The organism is Agarivorans sp. OAG1 (genome assembly GCF_037076485.1).
In the GTDB taxonomy this organism is placed as follows: domain Bacteria; phylum Pseudomonadota; class Gammaproteobacteria; order Enterobacterales; family Celerinatantimonadaceae; genus Agarivorans; species Agarivorans albus.
In genome coordinates this window covers 1,701,264-1,726,630 of record NZ_AP028990.1, presented here as the reverse complement: position 1 = coordinate 1,726,630, position 25,367 = coordinate 1,701,264, and the positions used below count along the sequence as shown (strand labels likewise).

Sequence of the window (25,367 nt, the reverse complement as noted above, 5' to 3'; positions counted from 1 at the left end):
ATAAAAAAGGCGCTGTTAGCGCCTTTTTTATTTCCTAATCTTCCCAGTTATCGCGCATCTTTTTTATCACCGAGTCACTTACATCATGAATATTGGGAAAACGGCCGTTACAACATTTTACTTCTAATACAGCTTTATACTTAAGCGCTAAGTCGCGATAAGCTTGCATCTCCCACTGCTTTACAAAAGTATTCGCCACCACCACATTATTGCCCAAGGCTAATTGCTGCTCTGTTTGTTGCTGGCACCATTGATGGGCCAGCCCAATATCTTCGGCGCGATAATTATATGTGCCTTGTTTATCAACAAAGTACATATCGGCTTCTAGATGAACAGCATCTAAAGTGGCGGCTAAGGTAGACTTGCCGCTACCCGGTAAACCTCGAATTAAGGTAAGCGTTAGCGACGAGCTGCTCAATTACGAAACAGCCTTAAGCTTTGGCTTATCTTGCTCTTGGCAATAGGCCAAAGGTGCTTGTTTTAATAATGCGATTACCGCTTGCTCGTCCATGGCTTCACACGCTTGGTTTAGCTCATCAAACAAAGCCATCAACTCTGCCCAAGGCATAAAGCTCTCGTTGGCTGTAAGAATACGTGGGTGATCGGTTGGTCGCTCATCATCGCCCACCAGCAACTCTTCATACAGCTTCTCGCCAGGGCGCAATCCAGTATATTTAAGCTCAATATCACCATCAGTATTGGCTTCATCCCTTACCTCTAAACCAGAAAGGTGAACCATGCGTTTAGCAAGCTCAGCAATTTTCACTGGTTCGCCCATATCCAATACAAAAACCTCGCCGCCCTTGGCCATTGATCCTGCCTGAATTACCAACTGAGCAGCTTCTGGAATTGTCATAAAGTAGCGAATAATGTCTGGGTGAGTAATGGTTAAGTCTTCGCCTTTACGAATTTGTTCTTTAAACAAAGGAATAACCGAACCAGATGAGCCCAATACATTACCAAAACGCACCATGCTAATGGTAGTTTCTGACTGGTGTTCAGCTAAGCTCTGCATCACTAGCTCTGCCAAACGTTTGGTTGCTCCCATTACATTGGTTGGTCTAACCGCTTTGTCGGTTGATACCAATACAAAAGTGCTTACCTTTGCTTTAATTGCGGCTTGGGCGATATTGTAAGAACCAAACACATTGTTACATACGCCTTCAACCACGTTTTGCTCAACTAAGGGCACATGTTTATATGCCGCAGCATGATAAACCGTATCTACATTATTAGCCTGCATCATGGCACTTAAACGTGGTAGATGCTGAACTGAAATCATCAATGGCACCAGTTCAACGTTAAGTGCTAAGGCTTCACAACGTTTTATTAGTTCACGTTCAATTTCATACAAAGCCACTTCTGAGCGCTCAACAAGCAACAAACGCTTGGGTCTATATTGGATGATTTGACGACAAAGCTCTGAACCAATAGAGCCACCAGCACCACTTACCAATACGGTTTTATGGCGAATAGAACTGTCCATTAAATGAGAATCAGGACTTACCGCTTCGCGCCCCAATAAATCTTCAATTTCTACCTCTTTGATCTGATCAACTTTAGCTTCACCGGTCACCAAATCATTTAGACGAGGAACCGTGAGTACTTCGGTATTTAAATCAGCTAGAGAAGTAAGAATTTCAGAACGACGCTTTTTACCAGCGTTTGGAATGGCCAATAGAACCTTGCTGACATGGAAGCGATGAATCAACATTGGTAGTTGTTGAGGAGGATAAACGGTTAAACCGTGAATCAAGGAATGACGCAGTTCTTTCTTATCATCAATAAATGCTACCGCCTGAAAATCATCTCCTTGGCCGATAGCTTGTAATAACTGGCGACCACTATCTCCAGCACCAAAAATAATCACATTTTGTTTAGTACTGTTTTCTATCCACACAAATAAGTAACGAATAGCAAAGCGCACTCCGCCACACATAATTATGCCAAAGGCTAAATAAATGAACGGGGCTGTACGAGGGATCACTGCTTGTAAGTAAAATGAGGTGACAATCATTAAAAGTGTGGCACTGGCAAAACTAAACAAGATTGCTTGTAAGTTCTTCTCATTGATGTAACGAAGCACTGCCCTGTAAAGGCCAAAATACCAAAATCCCGCCAGCGTTGTAACAATCACCGAGCCAAAAGTTATCCAGGTTGGCGTGTCAAAAAAGTAATGGTGGCTCTCAAAGCGAACCCAAAGTGCCCCCCAAAAAGCTAAACTTAAAAAAACTATGTCGAGCGAAAAAATCAGCGCAACTTTTTGTCGACGGCTTGGCCGCTCGAATAAACTCATCAAATTAAATTGCGGTAACATCTAAATTCCTTTTTAGACAAATCCAGTCAAACAGCTATCTCTGAAGATATACGGCTTAAGCAATCTTCAACAAGGTCGCATAAATGCTGCATATCCTGCGTAGTAATGGTTGGGTGAACCATGAACATAATGGCTGTATCACTTAAGTGTTTAGCATTAGTTAATGGTCGCTGCGGCCTCACATCTAAGCCGTCAAACGCCTTCTCTAAATACACTTCTCCGCAGCTACCTTGCATACAAGGCACTCCTGCTGCATTTAGTGCGTCAATAATTTGATCGCGACTTACTATTTGTTGATTGCCATCAACAAACACATAAAACTTATAAAAGGCATGTTGAATATGCTTGGGGGGCTGGGGGATTGTAATAAAAGGATATTCAGCTAAGCATTTAGCCAGCTGCATCGCATTAGCTTGACGCTGCTTTTGCCAATCGGCCATGCGAGTCAATTGAATACGACCGATAGCAGCTTGCATCTCAGTCATCCGCCAATTGCTACCAATACTCTCGTGTAGCCAACGAAATCCAGGCGGGTGCGCTTTATTAAACACGGTATCGTAAGACTTACCATGGTCTTTATACGACCACATTTTTTCCCACAAAGCCTTATCATTGGTGGTCACCATGCCACCTTCACCACCAGTAGTCATAATTTTATCTTGGCAAAATGACCAAGCAGCTACATCACCTAATCCACCCACTGGTTTACCGCGATAAAGAGCACCGTGGGCTTGCGCGCAATCTTCAATCACATACAAATTATGCTGTTTGGCAAGCTGGTTGATTGTGTCCATCTCACAGGGCCAACCCGCAAGGTGCACACAAATAATGGCTTTAGTTGCTTTGCTAAGAACTGCGTTTATGCTTTCTGCGGTGATATTTTGGCTGGCTAAATCAACATCGGCAAAAACAGGTTTAGCGCCAACATTTACAATCGCACTAGCCGAGGCAATAAAGGTTCGCGAGGTAACGATCACCTCATCGCCTGAGGTAACGCCTAAAGCACGCAGGGCTAGCTCTAACGCTAAGGTGCCATTTGCTACAGCGACTGCGTGGTTGGTTTCAGCCCAAGCAGCAAACTCTTTCTCAAAGGTTTTGCCTTGGGTACCAGTCCAATAGTTAACTTTATTTGATAGCAGTACATCACTTACAGCTTGAGCTTCCTGCTCTGTAAAGCTTGGCCAAGAAGGTAAATCTCGCATTTTTACTTTTTTTAGTCCTTTAAAACACCTTCCCTATATTGCTGTAAAACTACTCAATCTACAACTTTAGTAGTGTGAATTAAGGTGTTTTAGCTGGGTTACCGAACACTTTTTCAGCAGACTTCACATCTTTTACCACTACCGCGCCAGCCCCTACCAACACTCGCTCCTTAATGACAATTCCCTGAATAACGCAGCTGCCAATTCCTAACATACTTTCGTCTCCCACACTCACCTCTCCGGCGAGATGAACACCTGGGCAAACATGTACACAATCACCTAACTGAACATCGTGATCAACTGAGCTATTATGATTTATAATATTACCGATACCTAAACTAACCCCTACACTTATTGTTGAATTAGCCATTACCACACTCCCCTCACCAACTTGCACCGAGGCACACACATGGGCTTTAGGGTGAATCAGTATCGGTAGTTTAAGGCCTAACCGTTGAAGCTGCTGTAAACGGCTCAAGCGTGTGGAATTATTGCCAATAGCAACGTGCACGGCGTAATCAGTATTGGTGGTAACAAAGGTGAGCATCTCAGCCCAACCGCCAATCACTTGGCAACCTTCGGTTTCGCCAAGCTCTTGCCAGCGCTCGTCAAACAAACAAATAGTTTGATAACCCAACTGCTTAGCTAACTCCACCACAACTTTGGCGTGTCCTCCGGCTCCATAAATAGCTAATTTCATGATTCACTGTTCCCAGTAAATTTGCTCATAGTTACCTCGCCTTCTGCGCTCACACCTTCTTTCACAAACACCTTTTTCACGGTAAGTATCAGTATTTTGATATCCAACATAAGGGAGCGATTATTAACGTACCAAACGTCCAGCTCAAATTTCTCCTGCCAGCTTAATGCATTACGGCCATTAATTTGCGCCCAACCGGTTATCCCAGGTTTTACGTTATGTCGCTTTGCCTGTTCGGGCGAGTACAGGGGTAAATACTCCATAAGCAATGGACGTGGCCCCACAAAGCTCATTTCACCTTTTACAATATTCCACAACTCTGGCAGTTCATCGGCGCTACTTGCTCGAAGTGCACGACCAAATGAGCCTAGTCGTTCTGCGTCAGAGAGTAAGTTACCTTGAGCATCTTTATCATCGCGCATGCTGCGAAACTTAATCATATTAAACGCTTTACCGTGTAAACCAGGGCGCAGCTGAGTGAAAAAAATCGGTTTACCAAGCTTTGAGGCTACCTGCCAGCAGAGCAACAAAAATAACGGAGACAATAACACCAACAAAATTGCCGCAGTGATCCGTTCAAAAAAGGAAAACACCTTGTCCTTAAACAACTATCTCTCTCCATCCATGTATTGCAAGATTTGTTGATTAACCAAACGAACGTCGTAACGCTGCTCTGCTAACTGACGGCTTTCTGCAGCTTGTTGAGTAAGCAGCTCAGGTTGCTCGAAATAACGTGTTAGAGCCTCAACTAATGAATCGACACATTGTGGCTGCACCAAATAACCATTCAACCCATCCGTCACGGTTTCTCTGCAGCCTGGCGCATCGGTGGTAACAATTGCCCGACCGCAACTCATTGCTTCCAAAACCGTTCGGGGCGTACCCTCACGGTAAGATGGCAGAACATAAACATGGCATTGAGCAATTAAGCCTGCCACATCCTCTATTCGGCCGTGATACTTAACAGTACCTTCTTCAACCCAAGTATCTAAATCGGTTTGAGCAATCGCGCTCGGGTTATCATCAATCCAACCAGCCAAATGAAAAACACATTGGTAACCTTGTTGTTTAAGCTTTTGGGCAGCAGCGGCGTATTCTTCAACACCTTTATCTTTAAGCAGCCGAGCAATTAACAAAAAGTGTATTTGGGGATGTTGGCTATCTATTACAGGTAATTTTAGCAACGGGAAACGCGCTAAATTAATCCCAGAGCCATTAATTAGCTTGGTTTTTTGCTTTGGAACTAAGTCCTTATCAACAAACAACTTACGATCATCTGGGTTTTGAAAAAACACCCCTTTTGAGCAGGCTAAGCCTGATTTATACAAAAGACTAACCAAGTAATGCAGCACTTTTTGTTTAGTTGTATTCTGCTGAGTAAATACGTAACCCAAACCGGTAATCATCGAGTAAACACTTTTTACACCAGCAAAGCGCGCAGCAAGCGCTCCATAGATAACCGGCTTAATGGTATAAGCAAGCGTTTGCTGAGGTTTTAGTCTGCGAATTAAACGAAATAACGACAACACACTGGCAGCATCTTTTAATGGATTTAAACCAGTACGCTGCAAGGTATAAACATGCGGTGTAATGCCAAGTTCAACCAGGGCTTTTTTCTGCTCTAGAGAAAAGTCAGGCGCTGCGATATGCACTTCTTTACCCTGTTGTAGAATCGCTTTAAGCAAGTCACCACGAAAGCTTAAAATGGAATCAGCAAAGCTGGCTATGACAAGTACTCGGCTCATCTCTGTAGCTCCGCCCGTTGGTAAGCTTCTAGGTAGCGCAGACTAATATCACTTATAGAAAACTCAGCTAAAACCCTGGACTGATTATCATTGGCCATTCTTTGTCGTTCAACTTGATTAAGGGCGACAATACTCTCAACTGCGATTTGCAAGCTTTTAGGGCTTTGCGGGGGCACTACCCACTCAGGTTTACTCAATATAAATGCCGCATCACCTACATCAGTAGTAATGCAAGGCAATGCATGGCTCATGGCTTCAACCAGTACATTAGGAAAACCTTCAGTTTTGGAAGGCAATACAAAAACATCTATATCTTGATAGAAGCTTGCCATATCACTTACTTCACCAAGCAACATGCATTGCTCTTTAGGAAATTCATAGCGTGTAAGCATTGCCTTTAGTTCGTCATTTTGAGCATTAACATCACGGCCAGCAATTTTCAGACAAATCGTGGCATTTGCCCGACAAACAGGCGCAAGTGCTTCAATTAGGTTTGCGTAATCTTTAGCGGGGTGCCAGCGCCCAGCCGCGCCAATTACGCTTACAGACTGGGCTTGTACTCTTAATGAGTCAACTTGTTCAAACTGATAGCCATTAGCAATGAATTGCATCTTATCGGCAGGGTAACCATAAGCAATATGCTGCTGAACGCTGCGCTGACTACAGCAAATTATCTGCTGAGTTTTACGGGCGACTTGCCTACCTAACCACAGTGCGATACGGGTACTCATTTTTTCATCTTGGTATTTATCTAGCGAGTGATGAATGCCCATAAACAGAGGGAGTTTAGAGGAAAATAGTTGTTTATATAAGCCAGCTATTGCATTAGCGTGATACATCCAACTTTGAATTAAAGATACATCATACTGTTTAACTAAGCGGTGCAACTTAAACACAGCAAGTAACATACTCACTGGCCCCTTGGCGTTCAAGCTAACAAATTCTACCCTACTATCTTGTTTAATTAGCGAACGGTTCTTAATTGAAGCTTGCATCAATGCAACAATGACATGCTTATGCTGCGGCTGGTTATTAACCAAATTCGCTAACATTTTTTCAGCGCCACCGGTAAGTGCAAAATTCGTAATGAAATGAAGTATTGTCACAATATATTCTCAAAAAATGGTACAAAGCCTTGTGTGCCCAATAACTTACTCTGGCTGTTGCTTGGCGGATTAAGGATAAGCTGGGCTAGCGCTTTAGCATCCCCTACTGGAAAATAATTTTGTTGCGGCAATAACTCAATAGCGCCTCCAGGGCAGTCACTGGATATACAAGGCACACCCAAAAACTGCGCCTGAACCAAGGCATTAGGCATTCCCTCAACCAGTGAACTCAATACAAACGACTGACAATGTTTCATATAGTTAAATGGATTACTCTCAAACCCAGCTAGCGATATAATTTCGCTTAGCCCTAAATCTTGAACCAAAGCCTCAAGCTTTTCGCGCAAAGGGCCTTCTCCCAATATGATCAAACGGGTTACTTGCTGCTTTTGACACAAAGCAATGGCTTTGATTAAGGTCTCGTAGTCTTTCTCTGGAACTAAGCGCCCCACAGCTAAAACATAAGGCTGTCCATCTGTCACCCATGGGTGTTCGCAGGGCGCTAGGGATTGATTATTCACCATATCTTTATCTAATGGGTTGGCCAATACTTGAATAGCCCTATCCAGGTCGAAGTAATTGCTAACATCGCAAGCAACATACTTTGCTGGTGCAATCAAATAATCGGCTCTCCGATAAGCGTACTTGGCGCTATTTTTTACCCAAGCGCGTTTTAACCATGAAGATATACTTAGTAGGTTTGTAGAAGGACAAGATGCCTCTCTGGCAACCAACTTACACTTTACCCCACTCAAACGAATTGCCCACAACATCGAAAAAGCCAAATGGCTTTGCGAGCAAAACACCACTTTAGGTTTTATTCTTTTCAGTTGATTAGCCAACAAAGGAATGGCTTTTAAAGACGATGGTTGGCCCACGATGTGACAGCTTAGCCGATCATCTAACTCTTGCCTAAATGGACCTTGATCATTTAATGAAAGAAACTCAACAGACCAATAAGACGCCAATAAATTCGCTAAAGTAACAGCTAGGCGCTCTGCTCCCCCTTGGTTGAAACTGGAGCTAAAGATAAGGATGTCGCAACCGTTACCTGGTAACTTAGCCAATGGGCTCATTGTTGTTCATTCCTTTGGTATTGACACATAGCGGCGGCGACCATTACTGCGATAAACATTAACCAGCTTCGGCTGTACCATACGTTTGAAGTAGAGAAAACCACACCTATATGCACTAGCATTAAACAGCCCCAAAGGCTGAAAGGATAAATACGAGTAAGATTAGCAAGGCTGAACAATACAAGCAGAAGACCCAAGGCTGCTAATAAACCGGCTTCAGCACCTATATTAAGTAAGGTATTGTGAGCATTCACTTCACGTTGCGCATTGCCCTCTCGGCCAATTCCTAAAGGATTAGTCGCAATTATCTCTAAATATTCAAACACTACATCTAAACGAGAGGAATCTTTACTAACTAGCTCTTGCTGACTAGAAGGGGATAGTCGATCTAGTGCTCTTGAGTTGATGCTATCACCTAGGTTTGCTTGAAAAGCAACCAATACAAACAATAAACCAGAAATAACAAAGCCTAATTTAGCTCGAAAAGAGATCATTGAATAGAACCCCAAAATAACGAGGGTATATAGTAATAAGCCACTTCGAGAAGCAGTAGCCAATACGGTAAACAACGTAAATAAAACAACTACAGACTCTTGCCAAGTAAAACCACTACGACTATTTCGACACAATAGTACTCCAGCCAATGAAAACACCAAGGCTCTTGCACCATCATTAGCGTCCCCAGCAAAACCGGCTGCGCGATAATCCAAATTAGAAAAGGTGCCTGGATTAACAACATCTCCCCAAATTGAAGCGCAAGCAAGTATTAACGATATCCAACAAGCACGCTGTACCGTTGCCAAAGAAACTGTACTAAACCAATTGAATAGCACCATCAACCAAATCAAATGAAACCAAGGAAAAGCAGCATTAGACAAATTAACCGGTGGGCTAGCGATAAATGACAGACCGTAGCATGAGTTAACTAACAACATGCTAAGTAGCAACCATTGTGTTTTAGGGAATACGTGAAAGCGCTTATCAAATAATGCAAATAAAACCGACACTCCGAGCATGCCAAGCAATGCGACATAAGAAAAGCCGGGAATTAAACGGGTTAAATACAAATCCAACGCGGACAAGTGCATGGCAAACACTATCATTGAGAGCCAATTAAGTACCTGCCTAAAACTCACTATGCGTTACCCTTAAACAACAGGCCTTCCCATTTATCATAAATAATATCTGGGTGATAACGTTTATTAGCTAAGTAAGCAGCCTGCTCTCCCCACGCCAGCAACTCATTGTCAGGCGATTCGAAAATGCGCAGCAGCGCTTCACTTAAGGCTTTAACATCCTTAAGTGAAACCAATAAACCAGTAACTTCATGCTCAATGATATCTTCTGGGCCAAATAAGGTCTTATAACTCACTACCGGCAGACCCATTGCCTGCGCCTCAAGCAACGCCACCGGAAATCCCTCCCTATAAGAGCTCATAACAAATACGCTAGCTTGTTGCAGCTTTTCTTTTACTTTATTAGTTGGACCATGCATGGTTACACTGGACTCTAAACCTAATTTTACAATGAGTTCTGACAGCTGCGGCTGATATTCACCAGAACCGTAAATATCTAATGGCCATCGTTTATCTTCAGGGATGAGTGCCAGCGCGTGTAAAGTATCTTGTAAGCCTTTTTCCGGAGTTAGGCGGCCAATAAACACTAACTTCTTAGAGTTAACTTGCGCTTTAATTGGGGCATCTAAAGTAGCAATAGCGGTACTATTACCAATAACTTGGTAACCTTGCGGCCGCCAGTCTGCTAAGGCTTTTCTAATGGTGTCTGTTTGTAGTACTACTTCATCAAAACGAGCGTAGCAATAACGAGTGAGCCTTTGCCACAATGGGCCATGCCTTTCAATTAGAGGATTGCTCACTTCACCACAGTAAATCTCAACCCTTGTCCCTCTAGTAGCAAAAAAAGCTAAACACGCTAAACGATGAGTAAATACCATTAAACGCTCTACGCCATGGGACAATACATACCGCCTAATAGCTTTTATCGTAAGTATGTTCTCAATCAAGCCCGCACCTTTAAAGTGGAAGTGTTGCTGATGACGAAGTGAGTGAATAGCTAACTTAGGGCTTACCTCAAAAACAGGTGAACTAACAAATAAAGTCGCTAAAGCAATATCATGATTGTTATCGGCAAATTGAGAGGCCAGTTCGCAAGCGACTCTCTCCGCACCGCCTTGAGCGAGGCCAGGAACCAAAATAGTAAGTTTAGCCAAGGTGCTCAGTCCTTAATTTTCTATTAGAAGATGGAAGCAAAATATCTCGCAGCAAAAAGGCCAATAGGCAGACAGATACCAAGTAGATAATTGATGTGGTTAAGGCAATGCCGCTAAGTCCAAACCAACGGCTCATCAGGTAATCCAGCACAATATTTAGAAAGAAAGCCGTAAGATTGATCAGCAACATCACTCGCGCTTTGCCCAAACTAACAACGCATCGAGAAAGCACCATTCCAACCAAATACAACGGCACCAATAAGGTATAGAGCTGAGCTACTCTTACCAATTCTGAAGTCTGTGTGATATCTACTTCACTGCCTTTAAACATAAAAGGAATAACAAGAGGTAGGATGATATAAAGGGCCCCAGCAACACAAGTTCCTAGTACTGCCGCCAAGCCAATAGCCTTAGTAAGCCGAGCCTTGAGTAAATCTTTACTTTCGATCCATTCAGCCATGTGTGGTATCAACATGCTACCGATGCTCATTGCCAATACGCTTTGAGCAACAGCGACAAATTTGTAGGCATTACCTAATACACTCACGCTCCCCTCACCAAGTTGGCTAGCAAAGCCCAAATCGATCAAGGGTAAGGTTGCGAGAAGGCTTGAGCTTAAAACCAACCACAAAAACTCTTTAAATAATGGTTTAGTGCTATGTTTTGCACCTGTTGAGTAGAGTTCTCGACCTAATTGACTCAAATGCCAATGCTTAAATACTAAGATGAAGAAATGCAGCAGGTAAGCGAGTAAGAGAGCCAAGGCAATGTAAGAAATAGTGAGAGTTTTACCTGCTAGCATAACTACGATAACTACCGTTAGGCCGAAAGCCGGCATTATCAGTTGAGATGCCCCCAAAAAAGCTAACTGTTTTTTAGCGGTAAGTGATGCGATTAAAGGTGCCTGCAGTAAGCCAGCCGCGACAATCCCCACAAAGCTAAAGTAAACCAAAGGTTCAACTTGAGAAGGGCTATAAATAAACCGAGGTAAAATATATCCTGACAAAAACGCAAACAATATGGTTAGCACGACGGACAAGAGTGAAAACTGGCGGTAAAAATGGTTGAAATTGAATTGATGACGTTTTAGAAAAGAAGCCAATAAACTATTCAAAGCTCCGGTTACAATACTGATAACAAACATCGCGATAGCAAATAACAATAAATAGCTATCTAACTGAGCATTAAAACCTACTTCCCTAGCAAATAGAATATCTCGAAAAAAAGCTAAAGCTTTACCTAACACCGACAACATCGATAAAAGTAAACCCGTTAGCAGTAACTTCTTAAACACTTAGCTCTTCCATTACAGCAGCACTAACCTATATAGCCAGCTTAACTAAAATCCTTTTAGTTAATAGCGCCTTAGTACATTAATACTGCTACACTAACACTGATTGTTTTCACGCCCAAAGCAAAAAGTTGTTAAATACAGGTTAAAGCGTCAAGTCGTGAAGCAACTACCAAAACTATGTATTTGGTACAAGGGCTAGGCATTAATACCAGCATTAGAAACTAAGATATTCAGCAATTTTCATGTAAAGCGCTGAGAGACTCAATAATCAAGGAAGATTAATGACTAATTATTTTGTGTTTATCAATCAACTCAAGCGGACTGTAATCGCTAGTGTGATTTTTATCGGCTCACTTAATCTCATTAGCTGCGCTAATACTGCAGAAGGCGCAGGGACAGGTGCTTTGGCAGGCGCTGCTGGCGGGTTGGTATCGGGCTTAATTTGGGGCGGCGATCCTTTGGAATCAGCCGCGAGAGGCGCAGCGGTAGGTGCAGCATCAGGTGCTGCTGTAGGTGCAGTGCAAGATGTGAAACAAACCTCTGCAAAGGAAGCACCACAACAAACTACTGAAATCAGCTCCAATCAACTACCAAGCAATGAACAGCTTATAGCCGCTATTGGCGAGCCCGCTGTTGACGGCATAGTTGCATTAGCTAAATGTGATTACTCTAGCGCGTTAAGTAAAGCTAAGTTATCTAAGGCCGCCAGCGAGCCACATTACCAAGAAGCAGGTGTATGGTTAGAAGCACTAAGCTACGCAGAGACTGGGGATGTCGAAAAACTAAACGCCAGTTATGCCGAAATTATCAAGCTAGATAAACAAGTGAGCAATGTACTAGAAGCCCAAACTGAACTGTCAGAAAGCTTAGGCAAACTGAAGCAGATTAGACTTGAGCACAACCTTCCTGAAAGCTGCTCATAGTTTCAACAGGTACTTCATCAAGCTGAAATGAATAGTCCTAAAAGGGATAACTATGAAGCTAGATCTTCAAGCCTAAAGCTAACTATAATCAAAAAAGCAGTCGAAAATTAAGTTCGATAAAGCACTTTAACCACATGCCAGCCGTGCTTAGTTTTTACTAGGTGCGGCACAAGTATTTCGCCACTAAAGCATACCTTGTCAAACTGCGGCACCATTTGTCCGCGCCGAAACTCACCTAAATCACCACCCTTTTTTCCTGAAGGACAAGTAGAGTACTTTTTGGCTAAGGTTTGAAATTTCGCGCCCTTCTTAAGCTGCTTGATTATATCTTCAGCTTGCTCTTTATGTTTAACCAAAATATGTAAAGCTGCTGCTGTTCTAGCCATAATTACTCCAAAGAAAAGGCGGATTATACTCTACCTCACCCGCTGTTGAGCCAAGCTCGAACAAAAAAAGCCAAGGCTCAACCCTTGGCTCTAGCTTCAGAACAAATCTGTAGACTTAATCACTACCAAACAGATCGCGAGTATATACTTTATCAGCGATATCTTTGATCTCGTCAACCATTCGATTTGCGATTACAACATCGCAATCTTGTTTAAACGTTGCAAGATCACGATAAACCTTAGAATGGAAAAAGTCTTCTTCTTCCATCACCGGCTCGTAAATCACCACCTCAATACCTTTAGCTTTTATCCGCTTCATTATTCCCTGAATACTCGAAGCTCTAAAGTTATCCGAGCCCGACTTCATGATTAAGCGATACACCCCTACTCGTTTAGGGTTACGCTTTACTATTGATTCGGCAATAAAGTCTTTACGAGTAGTATTAGCATCAACAATGGCGCCAATAATGTTATTAGGTACATCTTTATAGTTGGCCAGTAACTGTTTAGTATCTTTTGGCAGACAGTAGCCACCATAACCAAAAGAAGGGTTGTTATAGTGATTACCAATACGTGGATCTAAGCCTACGCCTTCTATAATATGGCGGCTGTCTAAACCATGGGTTTCGGCGTATGTATCTAACTCGTTAAAATAGGCCACGCGCAGCGCTAAGTAGGTGTTAGCAAACAATTTTATTGCTTCTGCCTCGGTAGAGTCTGTTAACAGTACGTCGATGTTTTCTTTTACCGCACCCTCTACCAACAAATCGGCAAATACTTGCGCACGTTCAGACTCTTCACCCACCACTATACGAGAAGGGTGTAAGTTATCGTGCAGCGCCCTGCCCTCTCGCAAAAACTCAGGAGAGAAGATGATATTATCTACACCAAATTTTTCCCGAACCGATTTGGTGTATCCCACTGGCACTGTAGATTTAATTACCATCACCGCTTGCGGGTTAATCTCTAATACATCGGCAATCACCGCTTCAACCGACTTAGTATTAAAGTAGTTGGTTTCTGGATCATAGTCGGTAGGGGTCGAGATAATCACATAATCAGCGCCTACATAAGCCTGCTGCTTATCCAAGGTAGCTGTGAAATTGAGAGTTCTATTTGTAAGGAAGTCTTCAATCTTTTTATCGACAATCGGCGATTTTTTGTTGTTCAGTAAAGCAACTTTTTCAGGAACAATATCCACTGCTACCACCTCGTGGTGCTGTGCAATCAACAATGAATTTGATAAACCTACATAACCTGTGCCAGCAACTGCAACTTTCATCAACAAACCTCTTCAAACAGGGGGGGCTAGAGTAACTGAATACTATTACACTCTTGTCACTGAGACTACCTTATTACAAGAACTTAGCGACGACTCGCGATAAAGCTTATCGCTAATCACTAGCACCCAATGATAAGGCCTGAAAACACCCGACACTTTTAATGGTAAAAATGTAACTTAACTATAAAAAAGCAAACCATAACCAAAGGCACACGCTATTCAGCTGAGTTCAAACAAGAAGCCGTTTACCAAATTACTGTTCACGGTTATCCCGTTGCGGATGTCGCAGAGCGCTTAGGCATAAGCACCAAAGCTTTATATAACTGGATGCGTACCTACACAAAACCGCCTAAACAGCCTGTTCAAGAGAAAGATCTTCAAGCCGAAGTTGCTAGACTTAAGCGAGAGCTGAAACGTACACAGCAAGAAAGGTACATCTTAAAGGAAGCCGCCGTGTTCTTTGCAAGCGAGTCAAAGAACGCTACCGTTCATAAAATCTCGTAGCAACCATGACCCCGTTCGGCTGCGGTGTCGGGCTTTGCAGGTGCTCCTAGTGGTTATTATGACAGGCTTAAGCAGCCACTAAGCCAACAAGAAAATGCAGATAGAAAACTTCTAGGCCAGATAAAACAGTTCTGGATTGAGAGTGGCGGACATTATGATTATCGAAATATTCATAAGGATTTACTTGAAGCTCGTATTACCTGTGGCCGCGACCGAGTGTTGCGACTAATGCTTAAAGCAGCGTTAGAAGCACAGCGTATCTATAAGTCGCCGAAGAGCTGTTATGGTGCTAAAGCAGATATTATTGCAGCCAATACGCTTAATCGTGAATTTGCTGTTGCGGAGCCTAATCAATAGTGGATCGGCGACATCACCTATATCCATACTCAGGAATGCTTCCTGTTCCTTGCAGTGGTGATGGACCTCTACGCTCACAACATTGTTAGGCGGTCTATGGGTGAACGTATGACAGAAAACTTAGTGCCTAATGCCTTAACCACTTCGTATTGGCGGCAAAAGCCAAACAATACCGTGAACCGACATACAGATCAGGGCTCTCAATACTCCAGCCGTAGCTTTAGAATACTACTGACTAAATTGGATATAAAACCCAGTATGAGCCGCAGGGGAAACTGTTTGGATAACGCTGTAGCAGAAAACTTCTTTAGTAACGGAAGAAAAAGTACGAAAAACTAAGTACAAAACGAGAGATCAGGCCAGGCAAGCTATATTCCACTATATCGAAATATTATACAATCCGAACCGCCTACATACTAACAATGACCGTATGTCTCCTGCTGACTTTGAGCAGAAATATTGAAAGAACCTAGGAAGTGTCTAGGGTTCTCAGCTTTTACCGTCATTTACTCTTCGCATTTGTTTCGAGGTCACATAACAAAAGGTTATTATCCAAGCCCAAGCTACGCCATAACGAGTATGAAAGATACCAGCCATAGTGCCACTAGTACCAATTAAAAAAAGTAAAAAAACAAAAAGCTCAGCCCCCCTAAAAGCCTTTTTAGAAAACAGCACAACAAATAAAAAGAATACAATCATAAAAAAAATTCCAAACCTAAAACCAAGAAGTGCATATAACATATCAAAAGCCCCAAACTCAGAAGCCCAATAACTCTTATCGGGGAAACCGGTAAAAAAGAATTTGAAATCATATAAACCATCATACAAATAGCTAATCATCTCAGCTCTGTGGGTATATGTATTGCTTTCTACTAAACGATTACTATCGAAAACAAACGAATGTAACATAGGTGAAGATGACACTACGAGCACAGCTAGACATAAGACACAAAAGGTAAATACTAATTTAAGATATGGTGAGACACTTGCTTTAAACACAAATGAAAAGAATGAAAAAAAGAAAAGTACAATCGTAAGTTTATTCTGAATCAACAGCAAACAAACACCACAGAAAAAATATGAAACAAACCGCCTATGAACAAGAAAAAAAAATGAAATGAATATTAACAAGAAGGATGACTGAGTTGGACTACCATTAAGACCGAAAGGTCGAGAAGACAGATACTTATAATGCCCCCCCTCTGAAAAAAAAAGCCAAACACCTAGGCTTGGATAAAGCATCTGCAACATTATGAAAAACAATGAAATATATAAATAAATCGACAATATTTTAACAGTTATCAACCGAGAAAAAGCCACATCTTGCTGCCGCAAACAAAACAATACTAACATTGGGCAAAAGTAAACAAGGAATTTAAAACAATCAAAGTAAGAGGCGAACTTCGACTCTCCAATATATACTTGATACGTTGTTATAACGGATGCCAAGAAAACGAGGAGTAGAATAGAAACTAAAAATCGTTTAAAAAAAACAACCTCCGCTCTCTTGCCAACCAAAACAACCTTAGGTATGCAAATAGGAATAAAGCACATCAGCATAACCGACAAAATTATTAATGAAGGACCCACAACCTCCGATAGAACACCTGGAGTAAAAAGAGAAAGGATAAAAATGATTCCGGCAAAAGTAAGCACAGCCGTTCTACTAACAACACTAACGTTAGGATTTATATTTCCGTACATTACTCACACCTGAAAAAGCCTGGTTCCATAACTTAAGCCTTGGAGACAAAAATCCGCATTCTACTTCAAAAAAATCGTAATACACATAGACTTCATGCATATCATTTAACGCGGCATAACTTAGTAAGGACGAGCCAATTCCATGCACTTTAAGCTCTTTTCCGAGAAGTAGGTCTAACTCAATAATCCTAGTGTCACTTAGAATCTCCAATTCAATATTAAACCTGCGAGCTATTTCCTTTACTGAATCTATAATCTCTAAGTCTTGAACCGGGTGGAACTTCACAGCTAACTCTTGCCCAGTGAAGCTAGAGAAGAACCAAAAAATAAACTTTGAAAAATCTGACTTCTTTACAACCCCTTGCTCTACAACAGCATCCAGTAAAAGTAGTTGTTTAAACTTAAGAACTTCAAGGTTAACTTCCAAAGCATCCAGAGAGGAGGGCTTCAAAACCAACCGGCAGTTGGAGTGTAAGAAAGATTTTTTGGTAATACAAAAGTGAATAGACCGTTCAATACCAATAGACTCATACAAATATGTATACTTTGAAGTCCTAGTAACTTTAGAACGTTTGAACCACTTATTTAATAAGTAATTAAATGCTTCATAAATGAAATTATTATAAAAAGGGAAACGCTCAGCAAGACTATTGATTGGCAGATAAGCATCCATGCCGTCCTCAATATAATGCACCTGCTTACAAGATTTATTCGTAATGAATATTTGATAGAGAGGGTTTCTACAATGGGGAGTAAAATAAACAAAATCATCACCTCCAGTTGACTCCAACAGAAACTCGTCAATTGTTTTGATATATTCCTCGTTGCGTAAAAAATGAAAATTACACGCCTTACGAATGGAGTTAAACCCATGATAGTAGATATAATCTGGGATATGTATCTTTGTTATACCATCACCTAAATCTAACCCTCTGCATAAAGCTAAAATGCATTCACCCACATCCAAACCCAGCCTATTTTTAACCAACAAGTAGCTTAAATAGCATACATTGCTATGTATATGAAAAACATATTTCAAGATATACTTACCCCAAAAAGTTAAAAACAATTATCACCAAGACTAACATAGGCAAAAAATCCAAATGAAAAAAACTCAACCCCAGCTTTTTCCTAGCTTTAATTGAACAAAAAGGATAATAAAAAGACAAATAAGAACACATAAATGACAATGGAATAGATGCAACCCCAAAAGCCCCATTGAATATCGAGAAAAACGCAAAAAACAACGGAATAGTAACCAACATACCGATATGAGAGATAACGTTTACGTGTGATATCAAATACAGTTGATTATACATAGAGGTCAGCCTTTCTATTATCGCAAACCCAAAAAGAACAAGCCAGATATCAGGAGTGAACCTAACATCATTAAGATTTTCTAGCCAGAGCCCTAAACCTAGTACTAATATACATAACATAGACATAAGGAACAGTGAGAGATTAAACCTTTGGTAGACTCTGCCTCTAACCCATTCGCGTTGACCCCGAGCATAACTCTTCGACAAAGAAGGTAGCGATGTATAAAAAACAACTCGAGAAAAGTTTTTAATCTGTTCCATTAGTCTATCAAGAATCAAATAAACGTTAGACAAATCAACGCTGTAAATATTAGCTATCATGACATTTACAGTTTGCAGAAAGCCACTACCTAAAACTCCAGAAAAAAACTCTCTCTTAGAACAGAAAATCAACTCATCATATCTATGATAACCATTTTGTTCACCTGAATTCGACGCATTACCATCGGCAGTTCCAGTTAACCGGCTAAAAATCCGAAAATTAGAATAAAAAAGAGCTAAAAAAGCCAAAAACTGAAGCATTGATACTGCTAATATACCACCATCTAACAGTATAAACACAGCGGTAAGGAAAAGTAGTAAAAGATTTATAATCGCCTCATTGAACTTAATCACATTAATCCGATTAACACCTATAATATATGAGCGATAGTAATTACCTTTAAGATATACGACAGACGATAGTAAAAAAAACAGAGACGAAAATAGAAAGTCCAAACTAAAATCACTTTCCTTAATCAATTTATAAAGGGCAAAAAAATAAAATATAGGCAACAACACACAAGCTACTAGGTTAACCTTCGAAAAAACGACTTTGACCCCTCGCCTCAATGAAGCTCGTTCTCTATTACTTTTACATTGAGCGACATGACGGGAGACCGTTACAAGCAGTCCAAAGTCAAAAATATCTCTCACTCGAGTCAATACCCCTAATAATAGCCACAGCCCGAGCTCGTCAGCCTGAAAGGTACTAATAATAAGCGGTAGTAACAATACCGTATTCCCTGCTTGAATCACCATACTAGCCCAACTAGTGAACACATGGGAACTATATAACTTATTAAAAATCAACTACCTAGCCTTTCTGCGATTTACCTTGTATGCGAGATCCAGCAAAAAAGTTCCAAAGACCCTAACCGGAAACCTTATTGATAGGTTAATTACCAGGTGTCGGAATTTTATAAACTTCCTATTATAAAAAAAACAAAACATTTTAGCCTCTTTAACCGCGTACCCAAGTCCAGAGCGCCTAGAGCCGATATCATTCACACGAACATCAACAAGCACGTCTGATAAATTATGAAACTTGGCCCCATTGCTAAGCAATTTTAGCCAAAGAGGATAATCTTCCATTCCAGTGTAATCCATATTATACCCACCAGCCTCTATAACCTTTTGCTTTCGATAAATAACGGTTACATGGTTCACTGGTGATAAATACTTAGACTGTTTAAGAATATCAGCATGCTTCATTTTAACAATTCTATTTGATAGTACCCCTGTTTCATTAAACTCCGATATTTGCCCACCTAAAACATCAACATCAGGGTTATGCTTTAAAAATCTCAACTGCTTTTCAAATCGGTCGGCTATACAAATGTCATCTGAATCCATTCTACAGACCCAATCATAGGAACAATGCCCCAACCCTATTTGCAATGCATGCGCTAGCCCCTGATTTCGCTCCAGCTGAAAAAATTTAACATTAATTACAGTCGAAAACCTGTCAATAACTTCATAATGCGACTTTGTAAGAGTACCATCGCCGATTAGAACAACCTCTGAAGCTTGAGTTGTTTGTTCATATAAACTATTCAAAGCTTCAGCAAAAAATATTACATCATCTTTTGCATAGACAGACATGAGTACGCTAAATTCGTTACCAGAGCTATTCATAAAACTTCCTCGACATGCTTATCCCAAATCTCTCTTAACTTTTTAGAAAAAGCCTTTTCAATAGCCCTAGTCTTAGTAGTGCCATAGGAAAAACTTTTAAATCCTAATAAAGCTGATCCTACAATTAAAGTCGTACTATTGACACCTACTAGAGCTTCAATAGCTGACTTGTTTTCTACAATAAAAGATTCACTATGAACATTTTCAACCACTTTAAATCCCTTATAATCAAACATTCTATCCCCAGGGTGTTTTAACACAAGAAGTTCCAGATTAAAGTCTTTATAAACTCTATCTAGCATTGAACTGTACTCGCAACTAGATATAACGCCCATATCAATATAAGGCTGAGAACAAAATACCACATACTTCTTTTGCCCTAGCGGAGACTTCAAGTCTCTCGGCAAACAATTGGCCACATCAAAAATCCCGTTTATGACCTCCGGCTTCAACTCTCTTTCTAAAATAGAATGGTACACTTTATAGAATCCCATTCTTTTATAAAGCTTCAAGTATAAATAATAAACAGGAAAAGCTAAGAACATTTTAACCAATCCTTTCTCCCGAACAGCAGACTTATAGAGGTGAACAAAGCTAGCATAGCTACCGATCCCATCGTCTATACAGATATAATCTACTACATTCTTTAATGCTCTAATGCTATGTTTATAACCACCGGCTACAATTACTACATCGCCATCACAGTTTAAAACGAAATCTTTTAATGATATATCAATTAAACTATTTTCAGAAACCAAATACCTAGCAATTTTAGAACCACTTGACCAGTAGCCACTAAATAAAATCACACAATCTGAGTGGCTAGATAAAAAGTTCTTATAATAGATCCAAGCATTTAGTAATTGAAAATCTGACTTGACGTATAAAACTGTTTGATTATTCATTGGGAAGGATCATGTCAGCTTTAAGTGCCGTACCTTTATTCATGTCTACTCTTGCAAACTGACCGATAATTCTATCTAAATGCTTTGGTTCCATTCCAAATCCAGGTCTAATACTGCGTACATGTTCTTCTGTTAGTACTTCTCCTTTTTTCACATCTTTAACTATGTACAAAGAACGACGGAACTTTACGTTTCCTTTTTCAGCTTCCGTTCTTTCGTAATTGACCTGACCCATTGCTTGCCACGCTGTTTTTGAGTCTTTACAAAGCGCAGTAAGCTCGTGAGGTTCGAGAGAAAAGCTATCATCAGCTCCGCCTCCGTTTCGATCCATAGTCACGTGTTTCTCTATCAAGCAGGCACCCAAAGTCACAGATGCAACAGCAGTAGCATTATCAATCGTGTGGTCAGAAAGACCAGCTAAAACATCAAAACGCTCAGCAATATCAGCAATCGTCTTCAAATTATATTGGTCAGCAGGGGCTGGATAACCACTCACACAATGCAACACAACTAACTCTTTACAACCATTATCTCTCGCCGTTTTAATTGCTTCTGCAATTTCTTCTTCGTTAGCCATTCCTGTTGAAATGATCATCGGCTTACCCGTTTGAGCTACGCGCTTAATCAACGGTAAATCAATCACTTCAAAAGAAGCAATTTTGTAAGCTGGGGCATCCAGTGACTCTAATAAATCGACAGCCGTAAAGTCGAAAGGAGAACTGAAAATAGTAATCCCAAGTTCTTTTGCCTTATCAAATAACGGTTTATGCCACTCCCATGGCATATGCGCGTTTTTATAAAGCTCATAAAGAGTCTGCCCATCCCATAAGCCACCACGAATTTGAAACTCTTCACTATCGCAATCCATAGTAATGGTTTCATGGGTATAAGTTTGTAGCTTAATTGCATCTGCACCTGATTTCTTCGCTTCTTCCATGATCTGAAAAGCGCGATTAATGTCACCATTATGATTTGCCGACAATTCAGCAATAATATAAGGAGCGTAGTCAGGACCTATTTTTCTACCGTCAATTGAAATATATGCTTTCATCAGAATCTCATTAAATTGGTTTACGAATAAACGTCTCAGAGTTTTGTTGTGTATAGTTCGCTTTTTTGAACAACTTCTGAGAAGCTTTATTACACTCTAATACAGTCGCTTGCAATGTCAGTTCTGGGTGTATGACATTTGCCATTGTTAATGCAGCTGTTGCAACTCCTAAGCCGTAAGCTTCAGGGGCAACAAAGATTGATACTAGATAATTTTTAGGCTTAAGTTTATCTAATCGTAATACACCTAATTTTTTTCCTGTTGTCTTATCTTCAACAAGATAAAAAAAGTCAGTGGTTGTGGCTAGCTTTCGCTTCATCCAACTTTGGTGACCTTCCCATGTAGGAATATCAGTATTCAATGCAAATTCACGAGTTTTAGGGTGACATTGCCAATCATAAACGGTTTTGATGTCCTCATGAGTGGCAAATACAAGCTGCAGATTTGAATGTTCACTTGGTTTAATGAGCTGCTGAATTTCTAGGACTAACCTTCGAGTCCCTAAGCCATCACACAATTTTAGATTCGACATAAACAGCTCATGCCATTGAACCATTGCCTGTTGATAGGTCACTAAAAGCCGGGATTCAATATCTTCCAAAGACACTTTCATAATGGCTTTGTGTTGAAGTAATTGAGCACAGATCGTTTTTTGATTATCGGCTAATGGTATCAATATACTGGGTAAACCAAGACAAGCTCGCTCCCAACTTGTCGTACCAGGAGCTCCAATCGCTATATCATGCTTAAGCATTAAACCAGCCATGTCGGCTTCAAAATCTTGATGTTGGACATTACTGTGTATGTCGCACCATGACTTAACCTGTTGGTAGTGTGGCCCTCTAGGGCTTAACAACACCGTAAAATCAGCACAGACTTTACCAACAAGGCTAACCAATGACTTTAAAGTAGCATTGGGGTTGTCTACCCCCCCCATAGAGATGAGAACTTTAGGTTGAGTTTCAGAGAGTACCCGCATGTAAGCAAGCTCTCTCAATGAAGCAAACCGTGGGGCTAATATCGCATACTCACTTCCAACTAAAGCCCGAGCAGAACCTGAGTACTCAACAGGCTTACGTCCAAGAGTCTGATCGACAATTAAATCAGCATCATGCTCTCTAACCAGATCATCAATAACGACTAAAAAACAGCTCATTGATTGCTTAACAAGCTGTTGCCACTTGTTGCAAATAGCATAATGATCCGTTATCACTACATCAGCGCAGCCTGCTGTTTGGATAAAGTCTAGCGCATCCTCTGAACTTGTTCTTTGCAACCAAGCCCCATAATCTGCATCATGCTGAGGTTGACTAGGCTCATTAGGCGGATTTAACTTTATTACCTGAAAGCCACGTTCTTCAATGTATGAGATCATGTCACCTGGCTGTGGTAAGCATGCAAAAGAGATTGAATGACCGAGTTTTTTCAATGCATCAGCAAGTACTAAACAGCGCATGACATGACCACTACCAATCCAAACTGACGCGTCCGCTCTAAAGATAACTCTCATAAAAACCTAATTATTTTAAAGCTGAGTATAATGCCTCAGCTAGATCCCAATCTTCGTTTGTATCTATATCTTGCACTCGGTTTCTCGGTAATAGAACAACACTAGAATGCTTAGCGAATATTGCTTTTTTCTCTAAAAACGCATCAGTCTTTCCCCAATAGAACTGACCGGCATCATGATAGGCTTCTTCAAGATCTTGAGAGCGTACTTGTTCATTTTCAGGAGAAAACATTGCTACCTCCCCTCCTGACGAAATTTTGAACGATCTTTGAATCGGGAAGGGAAAAGTCGCAGCACTAAAAACAAACTCAAATAAGCCTCTATTTAACTTATCGAAACCTTGTGTAAGATATTCCGGTGTTACAAAGGGAGCTGTCGCGTACAAACAACAAACCGCATCTACAGTCCAGCCGTTATCTATGCACCAAGTAATAGCGTGATGCATCACATCCATGGTCGTTGCATAATCATCAGATATGTTAGCAGGGCGCAAAAAAGGTACCTCTGCACCATACTGCTCAGCCACCTCAGCGATCTCAGTATCATCCGTAGAAACAATAACCTTATCAAAGCAACCCGAAGAAACTGCAGCTTCAATAGAATAAGCGATCATAGGCTTACCATGAAAAGGCTTAATGTTTTTACGAGGAATACGCTTGCTGCCACCACGTGCAGGGATAATTGCAATTTTCATTATTTATTAGTCAAGACCTCAGTGACTAAACGTACAACTGTATTTTGTTGTTCTTCCGTCATACCGTGGAACAATGGTAGTGAGATTGCTTCTTGGTAGTAGCGCTCTGACTCAGGAAAATCTCCGTCGGTGAAACCCATAGCTCGGTAATATGGCTGAGTATGAACCGGAATATAGTGTAAATTAACACCAATACCGTTTTCACGTAAGGCATCAAAAACCTGCTTATGTGTTAACGATATTTCATCCAACTTCAGGCGTATTACGAATAAATGCAGACCTGAGTACGTGCTTTCTAACTGATACGGAAGTACTAACGGCAATTCTGACAATAATTGATTATAACGTTCTGACAGTATATGGCGTGCTGCAACAAATTCATCAAGTCTTTGCATTTGAGTTACACCCAACGCAGCTTGAAGCTCCGTCATTCGGTAGTTAAAGCCTAAATCGACTTGTTGATAATACCAGCCACCGTGAGAAGCCCCGTCCATCAGTTCAGGGGCTCGAGTGATACCATGGCTACGCAACAATGCCATTTTATCAGACAGCTCTTTCTGATTGGTTAACGCCGCGCCACCTTCCGCCGTCGTCACAATCTTCACCGGGTGAAAACTGAAAACTGTGATATCAGAATACTCACAGTTACCAATTGGTTGTTCATGGTATTTACCACCAATAGCATGAGAAGCATCTTCAATAACTTTAAAGCCATATTCTTTCGCTAATTTAGCAATAGATGCCATATCACAAGGCTGACCACACAAATGAACAGGTACGACAACTTTTGGTAGCGTTCCATTTGCTTTAGCTACGACTAGCTTTTGCTCTAACTTTTCAGGGCACATATTGTAAGTTGCAGAATCAATGTCAACGAAATCAACTTTAGCTCCACAGTAAAGACCACAGTTTGCAGATGCTACAAAAGTCACTGGTGTTGTCCACAACCAATCACCTTCGCCTAAGCCCAAAGCTAAACAAGCAATATGCAGAGCGGATGTTGCACTATTAACTGCGAATGCATATTGAGCACCAGTATGTTTTGTTAGCGCTTTTTCGAACGCAGGCACTTGAGGACCTTGCGTTAAAAATTCAGACTTAAGGACATCAACAACACTATCAATATCTTGCTGAGTGATATCTTGCTTGCCGTATGGAATCACCGT

Annotated in this window: 23 protein-coding genes and 1 pseudogene; 2 read left to right on the top strand and 22 right to left on the bottom strand. The window is 41.0% G+C overall.

What is annotated here, in order from left to right; genetic code table 11:
* Positions 1-34: 34 nt before the first annotated feature.
* From OAG1_RS08085 to OAG1_RS08035, 11 genes are all read right to left on the bottom strand, one after another.
* Positions 35-418 (bottom strand): ATP-binding protein, encoded by a 384-nt coding sequence (locus OAG1_RS08085; RefSeq protein WP_338625570.1) that lies wholly within the window; start codon positions 416-418, stop codon positions 35-37.
* On the bottom strand, positions 419-2,317 hold the full coding sequence (locus OAG1_RS08080) for a nucleoside-diphosphate sugar epimerase/dehydratase (protein ID WP_338625568.1): 1,899 nt from the start codon (positions 2,315-2,317) through the stop codon (positions 419-421).
* A gap of 26 nt (positions 2,318-2,343) precedes the next feature.
* Positions 2,344-3,519: a DegT/DnrJ/EryC1/StrS aminotransferase family protein gene (locus OAG1_RS08075; protein WP_338625565.1), complete on the bottom strand. Its 1,176-nt coding sequence runs from the start codon at positions 3,517-3,519 to the stop codon at positions 2,344-2,346.
* A 79-nt stretch (positions 3,520-3,598) separates the two neighbouring features.
* Complete coding sequence (locus OAG1_RS08070; RefSeq protein WP_338625563.1) at positions 3,599-4,219, bottom strand: acetyltransferase; 621 nt, start codon at positions 4,217-4,219, stop codon at positions 3,599-3,601.
* Complete coding sequence (locus tag OAG1_RS08065; RefSeq protein ID WP_338625560.1) at positions 4,216-4,827, bottom strand: sugar transferase; 612 nt, start codon at positions 4,825-4,827, stop codon at positions 4,216-4,218. Before OAG1_RS08065 ends, OAG1_RS08070 begins: the two co-directional genes overlap by 4 nt.
* Complete coding sequence (locus OAG1_RS08060) at positions 4,828-5,964, bottom strand: glycosyltransferase family 4 protein (protein WP_338625558.1); 1,137 nt, start codon at positions 5,962-5,964, stop codon at positions 4,828-4,830.
* A complete protein-coding gene (locus OAG1_RS08055) occupies positions 5,961-7,070 on the bottom strand; it encodes a glycosyltransferase (protein ID WP_338625556.1) in 1,110 nt (369 codons plus the stop codon). Before OAG1_RS08055 ends, OAG1_RS08060 begins: the two co-directional genes overlap by 4 nt.
* Positions 7,067-8,146, bottom strand: a complete 1,080-nt coding sequence (locus tag OAG1_RS08050) for a glycosyltransferase (protein ID WP_338625553.1) — start codon at positions 8,144-8,146, stop codon at positions 7,067-7,069. The genes OAG1_RS08055 and OAG1_RS08050 overlap by 4 nt, the downstream gene beginning before the upstream one ends.
* Positions 8,143-9,234 (bottom strand): O-antigen ligase family protein, encoded by a 1,092-nt coding sequence (locus tag OAG1_RS08045; protein WP_338625550.1) that lies wholly within the window; start codon positions 9,232-9,234, stop codon positions 8,143-8,145. The genes OAG1_RS08050 and OAG1_RS08045 overlap by 4 nt, the downstream gene beginning before the upstream one ends.
* Before the next feature lie 47 nt (positions 9,235-9,281).
* Positions 9,282-10,376 (bottom strand): glycosyltransferase, encoded by a 1,095-nt coding sequence (locus OAG1_RS08040; protein ID WP_338625547.1) that lies wholly within the window; start codon positions 10,374-10,376, stop codon positions 9,282-9,284.
* Positions 10,369-11,670, bottom strand: coding sequence for a lipid II flippase MurJ (locus OAG1_RS08035; protein WP_338625545.1), 1,302 nt, complete (start codon positions 11,668-11,670; stop codon positions 10,369-10,371). The genes OAG1_RS08040 and OAG1_RS08035 overlap by 8 nt, the downstream gene beginning before the upstream one ends.
* Before the next feature lie 281 nt (positions 11,671-11,951).
* Here OAG1_RS08035 and OAG1_RS08030 point away from each other — a divergent pair, with 281 nt between their 5' ends.
* Positions 11,952-12,593, top strand: coding sequence for a hypothetical protein (locus OAG1_RS08030; RefSeq protein WP_338625542.1), 642 nt, complete (start codon positions 11,952-11,954; stop codon positions 12,591-12,593).
* A 107-nt stretch (positions 12,594-12,700) separates the two neighbouring features.
* Here the strand turns inward: OAG1_RS08030 and ppiC are convergent, their stop codons facing one another.
* Together ppiC and OAG1_RS08020 are read right to left on the bottom strand one after the other, a co-directional pair.
* Complete coding sequence (ppiC, locus tag OAG1_RS08025) at positions 12,701-12,979, bottom strand: peptidylprolyl isomerase PpiC (protein WP_152781237.1); 279 nt, start codon at positions 12,977-12,979, stop codon at positions 12,701-12,703.
* A 115-nt stretch (positions 12,980-13,094) separates the two neighbouring features.
* Complete coding sequence (locus tag OAG1_RS08020; protein WP_338625536.1) at positions 13,095-14,261, bottom strand: nucleotide sugar dehydrogenase; 1,167 nt, start codon at positions 14,259-14,261, stop codon at positions 13,095-13,097.
* Positions 14,262-14,459: 198 nt separating this feature from the next.
* Between OAG1_RS08020 and OAG1_RS08015 the strand changes: the two are divergent.
* A pseudogene (locus OAG1_RS08015) lies at positions 14,460-15,585 on the top strand (IS3 family transposase).
* Between the two features lie 26 nt (positions 15,586-15,611).
* Here OAG1_RS08015 and OAG1_RS08010 read toward each other — a convergent pair.
* The 9 genes from OAG1_RS08010 to pseC all read right to left on the bottom strand — a co-directional run bounded on the left by OAG1_RS08010 (position 15,612) and on the right by pseC (position 25,364).
* Positions 15,612-16,826, bottom strand: coding sequence for a hypothetical protein (locus OAG1_RS08010; RefSeq protein WP_338625533.1), 1,215 nt, complete (start codon positions 16,824-16,826; stop codon positions 15,612-15,614).
* Positions 16,804-17,787, bottom strand: coding sequence for a polysialyltransferase family glycosyltransferase (locus tag OAG1_RS08005; protein ID WP_338625531.1), 984 nt, complete (start codon positions 17,785-17,787; stop codon positions 16,804-16,806). The genes OAG1_RS08010 and OAG1_RS08005 overlap by 23 nt, the downstream gene beginning before the upstream one ends.
* 85 nt (positions 17,788-17,872) lie before the next feature.
* The gene (locus tag OAG1_RS08000) at positions 17,873-19,165 is read right to left on the bottom strand and encodes a hypothetical protein (RefSeq protein WP_338625528.1); all 1,293 of its coding nucleotides are present in this window, start codon (positions 19,163-19,165) and stop codon (positions 17,873-17,875) included.
* Positions 19,166-19,216: 51 nt separating this feature from the next.
* Positions 19,217-20,041: a glycosyltransferase gene (locus OAG1_RS07995; RefSeq protein ID WP_338625526.1), complete on the bottom strand. Its 825-nt coding sequence runs from the start codon at positions 20,039-20,041 to the stop codon at positions 19,217-19,219.
* Positions 20,038-20,946: a hypothetical protein gene (locus OAG1_RS07990; RefSeq protein ID WP_338625523.1), complete on the bottom strand. Its 909-nt coding sequence runs from the start codon at positions 20,944-20,946 to the stop codon at positions 20,038-20,040. Before OAG1_RS07990 ends, OAG1_RS07995 begins: the two co-directional genes overlap by 4 nt.
* The gene (pseI, locus tag OAG1_RS07985; RefSeq protein WP_338625521.1) at positions 20,939-21,997 is read right to left on the bottom strand and encodes a pseudaminic acid synthase; all 1,059 of its coding nucleotides are present in this window, start codon (positions 21,995-21,997) and stop codon (positions 20,939-20,941) included. The genes OAG1_RS07990 and pseI overlap by 8 nt, the downstream gene beginning before the upstream one ends.
* Before the next feature lie 10 nt (positions 21,998-22,007).
* On the bottom strand, positions 22,008-23,507 hold the full coding sequence (pseG, locus tag OAG1_RS07980) for a UDP-2,4-diacetamido-2,4,6-trideoxy-beta-L-altropyranose hydrolase (protein ID WP_338625518.1): 1,500 nt from the start codon (positions 23,505-23,507) through the stop codon (positions 22,008-22,010).
* A gap of 10 nt (positions 23,508-23,517) precedes the next feature.
* Positions 23,518-24,201 (bottom strand): pseudaminic acid cytidylyltransferase, encoded by a 684-nt coding sequence (gene pseF, locus OAG1_RS07975; RefSeq protein ID WP_338625516.1) that lies wholly within the window; start codon positions 24,199-24,201, stop codon positions 23,518-23,520.
* Entirely contained in the window at positions 24,201-25,364 is a 1,164-nt protein-coding gene (gene pseC, locus OAG1_RS07970) for a UDP-4-amino-4,6-dideoxy-N-acetyl-beta-L-altrosamine transaminase (protein WP_338625514.1), read from the bottom strand. The genes pseF and pseC overlap by 1 nt, the downstream gene beginning before the upstream one ends.
* Between the last annotated feature and the right edge of the window lie 3 nt (positions 25,365-25,367).